The sequence below is a fragment of the Microcystis sp. M53598_WE2 genome, from assembly GCF_030067735.1.
Lineage (GTDB): Bacteria > Cyanobacteriota > Cyanobacteriia > Cyanobacteriales > Microcystaceae > Microcystis > Microcystis aeruginosa.
In genome coordinates this window covers 1-9,536 of record NZ_JASJFE010000432.1, presented here as the reverse complement: position 1 = coordinate 9,536, position 9,536 = coordinate 1, and the positions used below count along the sequence as shown (strand labels likewise).

At 40.5% G+C, this 9,536-nt stretch carries 7 protein-coding genes; 2 read left to right on the top strand and 5 right to left on the bottom strand.

Annotated features, from left to right (window positions below):
- Positions 1-198 precede the first annotated feature (198 nt).
- Positions 199-525 carry a hypothetical protein gene (locus PX636_RS09150; protein ID WP_288116827.1) on the top strand — a complete coding sequence of 109 codons (327 nt, stop codon included), beginning with the start codon at positions 199-201 and terminating at the stop codon, positions 523-525.
- A 337-nt stretch (positions 526-862) separates the two neighbouring features.
- Positions 863-2,587: a diflavin flavoprotein gene (locus tag PX636_RS09145; protein ID WP_288116824.1), complete on the top strand. Its 1,725-nt coding sequence runs from the start codon at positions 863-865 to the stop codon at positions 2,585-2,587.
- Between the two features lie 512 nt (positions 2,588-3,099).
- On the opposite strand, the gene PX636_RS09140 is transcribed toward PX636_RS09145, so the two are convergent.
- From PX636_RS09140 to PX636_RS09120, 5 genes are all read right to left on the bottom strand, one after another.
- Positions 3,100-4,575, bottom strand: coding sequence for a bifunctional metallophosphatase/5'-nucleotidase (locus PX636_RS09140; protein ID WP_002762888.1), 1,476 nt, complete (start codon positions 4,573-4,575; stop codon positions 3,100-3,102).
- Between the two features lie 398 nt (positions 4,576-4,973).
- On the bottom strand, positions 4,974-5,219 hold the full coding sequence (locus tag PX636_RS09135) for a hypothetical protein (protein ID WP_002772702.1): 246 nt from the start codon (positions 5,217-5,219) through the stop codon (positions 4,974-4,976).
- Between the two features lie 106 nt (positions 5,220-5,325).
- Positions 5,326-5,457 (bottom strand): hypothetical protein, encoded by a 132-nt coding sequence (locus PX636_RS09130; protein ID WP_256378258.1) that lies wholly within the window; start codon positions 5,455-5,457, stop codon positions 5,326-5,328.
- A 585-nt stretch (positions 5,458-6,042) separates the two neighbouring features.
- Positions 6,043-8,211, bottom strand: coding sequence for a polyphosphate kinase 1 (gene ppk1 / locus PX636_RS09125; RefSeq protein WP_288116823.1), 2,169 nt, complete (start codon positions 8,209-8,211; stop codon positions 6,043-6,045).
- 363 nt (positions 8,212-8,574) lie between these two features.
- On the bottom strand, positions 8,575-9,417 hold the full coding sequence (locus PX636_RS09120; protein ID WP_288116821.1) for a DUF4435 domain-containing protein: 843 nt from the start codon (positions 9,415-9,417) through the stop codon (positions 8,575-8,577).
- Between the last annotated feature and the right edge of the window lie 119 nt (positions 9,418-9,536).

Here is a 9,536-nt window from a genome sequence, read left to right as displayed (position 1 = left end):
AGGATAAGTTATAATTTAAAAATTAATCAACAACTAAAGCTTATGCTTGTAGCTAAGTGAAATCATTGATTAAGAGACCTGTACTTTTCAATGACTTTTTCAGCAGACCCTAAATATTGTAAAAAAAGTAATTTTTTGTATTCCCACTGATTACCATAATGGAAAATTCTGCTAATCTCTATGTTGATGAGGTAACTTATGGAACAGTCAAAGGGTAAATCCTCTCGTCAGCGCGGCGTAATCTTAACCTCTATCGGCTACCAAAAACTGCACCGTGCTAAAGTGAATTGGGAAATAAAACAAAACACTCGCTGCACCTTAGACATTCTTAGCCAACACACTGGACTGACTGCCAATACTCTCAGTAAAATTTTTAGTCGCTCTGTCGCCGTTGATAAACGTAGTCTGTGGGTCTGCTTTTCTGCCTTTAATCTCGATTTAGACGGTCAAGATTATTTATCCAGTTTTACCCTTGCCTACAAAGACGGCCAATTTTCACATTGGGGGATAAATATGAACTGTTAAAAAGACGGTGACAGCTAATAAAGGCGTTCAATCGTATCCAAAAGTTAGTTTGGGTCTAGGTTTTAAAAATCCCAGAAAAGAAGATTCATATCTGAAATCAGCAACGCCTCAAATTTAATTTGACTGGAATGTATAAGACCCATTTCCCCACACAGATCGATAGAGAGCTTTTCTCATAAAGATGAAGTATAAGCTAATTCGGTATCGACGATCGACTCCTACCTGACCATTAAGATAACTGTTATCAGTAATTATGGGAAAATAAATCCCCATATCTTATTTCCTCGTGGCACAATAGAGACAAAGTATAAAAAACTTAACAATAAGGAGGGGTTCGATGGTTGCTACACCAGTCAAAACAAAACGTCTCACCGTGCAGGTGGCCGATCTCACCGCAGACACTACCGCTATTCGTTCCCTCGATTGGGATCGCGATCGCTTCGATATTGAATTCGGATTACAAAACGGTACGACTTATAACTCCTATCTGATTCGTGGGGAAAAAATCGCCCTTGTGGATACCTCTCACGAAAAATTCCGTCAACTATATTTTGATAGTCTCAACGGATTAATTAACCCCCAAGAAATCGATTATTTAATTATCAGTCATACCGAACCCGATCACAGTGGGTTAGTCAGAGATATATTGCAACTCGCTCCCAATATTACCGTCGTTGGGTCGAAAGTAGCAATTCAGTTTTTAGAGAATTTAGTTCATCATCCCTTTCAACGTCAACTGGTCAAAAATGGCGATCAGTTAGACCTAGGCAACGGTCACATTCTCGAATTTGTTAATGCTCCTAACTTACACTGGCCCGATACTATTTTTACCTACGATCACGGTTCGGGAATTTTATTTACCTGTGATGCCTTCGGAATGCACTACTGTTCCGATGATCTTTACGATGAGCAATTAAGTGTTATTGAACCGGATTATCGTTTCTATTATGAATGTTTAATGGCTCCTAATGCTCGTTCGGTACTAGCGGCGATGAAACGGATGGAACCCCTGGGTAATATTAATCTCGTGGCTAATGGTCATGGACCGTTATTAAAACATAATGTTACTGAATTATTGACCCATTATCGTGATTGGAGTCAGGCACAAACTAAGGCAGAAAAAACCGTCGCAGTTTTCTATGTTTCCGATTATGGTTATAGCGATCGCCTCTGTCAATCTATTGCCAAAGGTATTACTAAAACCGGTGTGGCCGTAGAAACTCTAGACCTGAAATCCGCCGATCCCCAAGAGGTAAAAGAATTAGCTTCTTCCGCGGTGGGAATCGTCATCGGTACTCCCCCCGTTTCTGGTATTCATGCCCAAGAAATTACGGGGAATCTAGGCACAATTCTCGCCTCGGTTAACCCCAAACAATACCTCGGAATGTTTGAATCTCAAGGGGATGATGATGAACCGATTTTACCTCTATTTAATAAGTTTCGTGAAGTTGGCTTAACCAAAGCTTTCGATCCCATTCGTAGCACAGAAACTCCTAACGAGAGTCTCTATCAACGCTGTGAAGAAGCGGGGACAGATATGGGACAACTATTAACCCAAGAGGTAAAAGTTAAACAAAGAAAATCCCTCGATACTGACCTCGATAAAGCCATCGGACGGATTAGCGGTGGTCTATATATTATTACCACCAAGAAAGGAGACAGAAGCGGGGCAATGGTCGCTTCTTGGGTGACTCAAGCAAGTTTTGATCCTCCCGGTTTTACCGTTGCTGTGGCCAAAGATCGGGCGATCGAGTCTTTACTGCAAGTGGGGGATCAATTCATTTTAAATATTCTGGAAGAAGGCAATTATCAAACCCTGATGAAACACTTTTTAAAACGTTTCGGACCGGGGGAAGATCGTTTTGCAGGAGTCAATACTCGCACCGCTAATAATGGTTCGCCGATTTTAGCCGATGCCCTCGCTTATTTAGAATGTGAGGTAGTTAGTCGCATGGAATGTGCTGACCACTGGATTGTTTATAATAAAGTCACCGATGGTCGCGTTTCTAAACCTGATGGTTTAACGGCTGTTCACCATCGCAAAGTCGGTAATTATTATTAGGATTTTTGCTTGATTTGACTGGTTGAGAAAATACAGATCAAGATGCTTACTCTCAGCTTTTGAGATGGTTTAACCTCTCAACCAGTTAGTCATACTAAATCCGTTAAGTATAGGCTACATATCAGGATAGGCAATAGGCAATAGGCAAAAGGAGCAATAGATAATCATTTTTTAATAACCAGATTTAGTATCACATCTGATCACTGATTACTTACCCACTGATAACTGATAACTGATAACTGAGACTAAATCCGTTGATTATAGGCTACATATCAGGATAGCCGAACGGCAAAATGGGAATAGATAATCAGTCTTTAATAACCGAATTTAGTACCAGACGCTTCATGAACTGGAAGTAAAAAAATTGTAGGGTTAATTCATGAATTAACCCTACACATCGTTTCCATTCAGGCGCTTCACAAATTGGAAGCAAGTTTCAAACATTGTTGGATTTGCTAATCGTGCCTAAGTTTCCATTCAGACGCTTCAGGAATTGGGTAGAGTCATAAACTCTAGTTAACAAAAGTCCAGCGTCCTTCCACCTGACCGTCAAGGAGTTGATGAGTACTTAAATATTCTTCAAGAACACCTTGGCTTGAAGTAGTAACAACTTTAGCGTTAGCTATTTCTTCAGGCGTGAGATTCAAACTCTTCAGCGAATTTTGATAATGATAATCTTGCACGCAGATTACATATAAACGATCAGCCTCTACAGGTTGTTCATTAATACTGAAAGATTCAATTGCTTTCTTAGTATTGTTATAAACTACTCGAACACCTTTGCTGATTTGATAACATTGACTTTCCCCAGGCTTTCTGTTTTCTGGGCGCAGAAAATGGGTAAATACCTTTGTCAGTTGCGCTCCAGTAACTTTAATTTTATAAAGAGAACCATCATACGGATAAACCTTCTTAAGATCTTCAAGAGTGACCACAGGCCCTAATTCTTTACCTCGTATGGAACCACTACCGACAAGCACGACATCAATCGTATCTATTTCTAAGAAGATATCAGCGATTAAATTACCTAACTCAGTTTCTTGTTCGCGCACGGGATGAGTCAATTGACGATTTAAACGGCTAACAATACGATTGTACTTGCGATCTACTTGTTCTTTGTAGGTATTGATAAAATTTTGCAAATCTACGTCAGGACTAGCTACCTGATCATTAATAGGAATAAGTTCCCATTTCCATTCGACAATGCTGTTCGTATCGTCGTCTACTGTAATATCGAAACGTCCGATCTGATCAGTCCCAACGGCGGCCTGGGTGATTAAAATGTTGTTTACTTGGGCCGGCTGTTCTAAAAGTGTATGAGAATGTCCACCAATGATCATGTCCACCCCCCACTCAGGGTCTAACATAGCCGCTAACTTTTGATCCTCTTCAAAACCAATGTGAGTTAGGAGAATTGTCAAATCAATATCTTCATTTTTGTAGGTATTACAGATCTTACCAACTTCAGCCGCTGCATCTTCTAGTCCAACAAATGTACCAATGCTTTTGTCCAGCTTTAAGGCACTAAGAACCTCTTCGGTGACAATACCAATGAACATAACATCAAATCCATCTACATTGAGGATGATATAGGGGTTCATCAACCTTTTACCGTACTTTTTAATGTACAAGTTGGCATTAACAATAGGAAAGTTTGCCATTTTTTCTAAGAAGAGCAAATGAGGAAAGCCATAGTCTAATTCGTGGTTTCCTAAAGTCACTACATTAGGTGCTAGGTAATTCATGATTTCCATGGTTGATAAGCCTTTAAATTCGGTATCAATCATCGAACCTTGAAGCATATCACCTGAAATAACATAAAGTGTATTTTTTTCCGTTTGACGCACTTGATTGATATAACCAGAAAGCAATGATAACCCGCCGATCAAACCACCTTGTCCAGTTTTAGCCTCCGCTAAAAAGTCGCCGTGCATATCATTGGAATGTAAAATCGTAAACTTTTTGAGTTTTGTTGTAGTTTCAACCATGAGCCTCTCCAGTAGTTTGAGTTGATTAAATGAAAGAGATAGTTTGATTTGGGTACTGCGAACGGTTTAAAGCTTGGCTTTCTGAATACCGTCAGAAGCTTGGTTTGTGATTTCTTCTAGCCGATCCAGAAAAAGTTCAGCTTTTAGCAGTTTAGGCTCTTCGGTTTGTGTTATGCAATGGAGGGGGGTTATAAAGGATAAAACCCTTACACAGAAAGACATTGCTTCGATTTATGCCCCCTGATGGAATCATGCCAAGTAACGAAGAGCCACAGCCCATAATATAGCATGACTTGCGCCAATGTAAAAACAGGGTGAGAGCATCACTGAGGAGTTCGGGATAGTGACAGTATTCACACTGAAACCTAGCGCGTTGTCGAACAATATGGTGGAGCGATTTAGGAATGACCATTTACTCTGGCGGCAATGACAGCGTTGATGTAGCTGAAAATTTGGTCGAGTTCGCCAATCGCTTCTAGCTCAAGGACTTCCTCCGGGGTGAGATCATCAGCTTTTTTCTTGTCAAGAAGCGTCTGCATCCGATCGCCCAGTTCATCTGTAAATTTGAATAGGGTGAGATTATTAATCTGTTGTACCCGCAATCCTTTGGGAATCAGGCTAGAGGGTTTGACAAGAGCGCTCATGGTTGTAGCTGAACGTAAAGATTTTTCGATCCTAACAAATAGTTCCCGTGAAATATCGGCAATAGATTAACAAAAAGGCACTCAGCGTCCTTGTGTTTAGCCTCTTCTAGGAGGAAATAGCTAGATCGCCGCTAGGGTAGGGGTGGGGTTTTCCCGCTAGGACAATCCCCACCCCTACGTTAGGGGCATTATCCGAGAAATATTGTAGCGGACGGATGTTGTTTGGGTATGTTTCCATTCAGAGGCTTCACTAATTGGAAGTAAAAAAATTGTAGGGTTAATTCATGAATTAACCCTACACATTGTTTCCATTCACACGCTTCACGAATTAGAAGCAAGCTCGCCTGGGAATTTTTTTTAATTGACTCGATCGACGTTTTCATTATATGTGTTGTCGCAGCCAGGTAACTTTCGTTTTTCCATCCAGACGCTTCACGAATTGGAAGCAAGTTGAAGCGACGACACGCAATCAAACTTTGACCTTCGAGGTGTTTCCATTCATACGCTTCACGAATTGGAAGCAAGTATAGCCCAGAATTTCAACGGACTTAGCCAACAAATGAGTGGTTTCCATTCATACGCTTCACGAATTGGAAGCAAGACTAGCTTGGCAAAACTAAGCTGTGCAAGGATTGTACAGCAATTTTTCGTGGGATACTGAAAAATAAGCCATAATTAATAATAATTTTCAATAGTCACCTCGGTCATGAGGCTCAAAGCCTTACTGGACAAGGCATCGACGCACCTCAACGAAAACTCTAGATTTTCAGCCATTGTGTCTAACCCGCGAAAAATGTTGATAACTGATAACTGATAACTGTTCCTATGGACTAATACCCGCAGATTTAAAGGCCTTGTCCATTAAAATTACATGGGTACTGCTTTCCTGTCCCTGGTTGGCAGCACGACGCTGAATATAACTGCCGTCGGATTGTAATTCCCATGCTTGCCGGTTATCTGACAACATAATGCCGAGAATTTCTTCTAGTTCCTTGGCGATCGCTGGTTCATCGATGGGTGTCACTGCTTCCACGCGACGAGTCAGGTTCCGCGTCATCCAATCGGCGCTACCAATATAAACCTCCTCCTGACCATCATTGTAAAAGTAAAAAATGCGGGAATGTTCCAAAAAGCGGCCGATAATGCTAATTACTCGGATATTTTCGCTTATTTCTGGCAATCCGGGTCGTAAACAACAGATGCCGCGAATAATTAAGTCAATCTGCACGCCAGCACGAGAAGCGGCGTATAAAGCTTCTATAATCGGTTTATCGACAATAGAGTTCATTTTTGCGACAATGCGCCCCGTACCGCCATTTTTACAGTTTTTGGCCTCGCGATCGATCATTGCTAACATCCGTTTTCGCAAACTCACTGGAGCAATTAAAAGTTTGCGATAGGATTGCTGACGGGAGTATCCAGTCAGAAAGTTAAATAAATCGGTGATATCTGCCCCCAAATCCTCACGACAGCTAAGTAAACCCAAATCAGTGTATAATTTGGCAGTTTTTGGGTTATAATTGCCCGTGCCAATATGGAAATAACGACGGATTTTATCCCCTTCTTTTCTGACCACGAGAACCACTTTCGTATGGGTTTTTAGACCAACTAAGCCATAAACAACGTGAACTCCGGCTTGTTCGAGCTTTTTCGCCCAAGTAATGTTATTTTCCTCATCAAAGCGTGCTTTTAGTTCCACTAACGCCGCTACCTGTTTCCCATTTTCCGCCGCTGCAATCAGGGAATTGACAATCGGGGAATCTCCGGAAGTACGATACAAAGTCATTTTAATCGCTAAAACATGGGCATCATGGGCCGCCTGGGCGATAAACTGTTGTACTGAGGCACTAAAGGAATGGTAAGGGTGATGAACGAGAATATCGTTATTGCGAATTAAAGTAAAAATATCTTCGCCATCCTGTTCTAGGATCCCGTCTTCGTTACCGTCAACTATTTCTCGCAATCCCTGTAAAACCGTTGGAGTGACGGGATTCCAAGGGGGATCTTTCAGTTCGGGACAGGGTAAAGACAGAAAATAAAATAAATCTTTGTGTCCCAGCAGTCCATCCACATCGTAAACATCGATCTCCTCAAGTCCGAGATCGCGCATGATCCGGTCTTTAATATTGCTAGGGGTAGAACTGTGGATTTCCAGACGTACTGCCGATTTACCGATGCGGCGCTTGCGTACTTCTTCCTCGATCGCTAATAATAAATCATCGGCCTCATCTTCTTCGACGGAGATATCGGCGTTGCGCGTCACCCGAAAAGGATAACATTCTTGAATGATCATGCCGGGGAAAAGTGCCTCTAAATTGTGCATTACCACCTGTTCAAGCGGTACTCCCGTCCAAATCGAAGCTTTTCCGTCTTGGTGGCGTAATTCTTTGGATAATGCCAGAAAACGGGGGAAAACCTGCGGCACTTTCACCCTGGCAAATAGTTCTTTATCGGTGTCGGGATCGCGAACGACTACGGCTAAATTGAGACTAAGATTAGAAATATAGGGAAAAGGATGACTAGGATCCACCGCTAGAGGAGTTAAAACGGGGAAAATATTTTGTTCAAAGTAATCATGGAGATAATTGCGCTGTTCTTGATGTAAATCTACATAGTTAATCAGATGAATTCCCTGTTCCACTAAGAGATTTTTTAGGGTGTGTTCAAAAAGACGATCCTGCTGTTGTACAAGGGGACGCAGACGTTTACTGATCTCGGTTAGCTGTTCCGAGGCAGTCCGGCCATCGGCACTTAAAACGGCTACATTTGCCTCTACCTGTTGTTTAAGAACTGCCACCCGTACCATAAAAAATTCGTCGAGATTGGCACAAAAAATGGCGGTAAATTTTAATCTTTCCAGTAGGGGAGTCCGAGGATCAAGTGCTTCATAAAGCACGCGACGATTAAATTCTAACCAGCTTAATTCTCGGTTAAAGTAATATTGCGAATCTTTAAGATCGATTTCGGAAGTTACGGTAGAAGCTTTAGCCATAGAGTCTAATACCTAAATAATAGATTAAACAGTTAGTAAGAAGCCACTCAAGTCTAAATTTGACTATTTTTGGCGTTTTTTTAGGCTACACTGCCCCAGATTAACCAAAGTTACCCCGATTATCTTGGATGCTAATCCTACTGATTCTAGCCTGACTGGGGAAAAAATCAATTTATTAACAGGTTAAGAAATCAATCCCGACAGATCAAGGTTAAATTAATCTTTCAGTGAAATTAGAGTGCCAGGAAGAACAATAGGCATAATTTGCTGAGAATATCGTCTTTAAAGCCTTGCTTTGATTATAACACAAAGTCGAGCCGATTTGTTAAATATATCATCTCAAACTTAAGGCAATAAGCCAAATCAGAATATTTGATAAGGATGATTATTAGATTGCCAATTGACCATTAGTTGATATATTTGTGTTTGATAAAAATAAGATAACTCATAAGCTAATCTTAACTCTCTTTCCCAGTCTTCTTTTTTAACATCATTAGCATTCCATGTACCTAAAACCTTGCAGAGTGCGATCGCTAAAATACTGATAAAATCGTGTCCACAACATAGCTGCCACGGATCATGATTTTCATCGCTAATTACCGATAAATCCTGTTTAATTTGCTGTTCGTCTAAAGACAGTTTCTGAGAATGATTTTTGATACTTCTAATTAATTCGTCAATATTGATTGACAGCTTCTCTTTGTCAATAAACTTACCAAACTTTAATCCTTCAAACTTTAAATCTAACTCATTTCTAAGAGATAGCAATCTTAATTTACCAATTTCCTGACCTAACTTTAGTAAAGTTTCTCTAATATCTTTGGGAAAAGCTGCAATTTTTTCTTCACTTCCTCGTTCTTTTAATAATTTATCGAAAGCGGCAGATTTAATTAACATCATTTCCAAATCATGTTCATCGGTTAAAAAGAGATTATTACTGTCGGGAATTTGCTGTTCTATTCTCGAAAAATCCGCATCTATAACAGCAACAACTCGGCGAAAATTTTCTTTTTCTAAGATGGATAATGCTTTGATAGCATTATTTTTACCAGAGGCAATTGTCACCCTAACCTCTTGCTTGTTTACTAATCGCTCATAAATAAGTTTATCACTATGACCTTCAACAATTAAAAAAACTCCCTCATGAGCGCTGCGTAGTAAACGAATGCTATTGGCAATTCTGTCAGGTGTTATCTGTTCTCTCATCTTTGCTTTTTTGCTTTGGTTTCTCTAATTCAACTGTCAAATCCCAACGATCATTAATAATATCAGGAGAATGGGTAGCCATCAAAATATCTAACCCGGAAAGTTTCGTGATTTCCTGT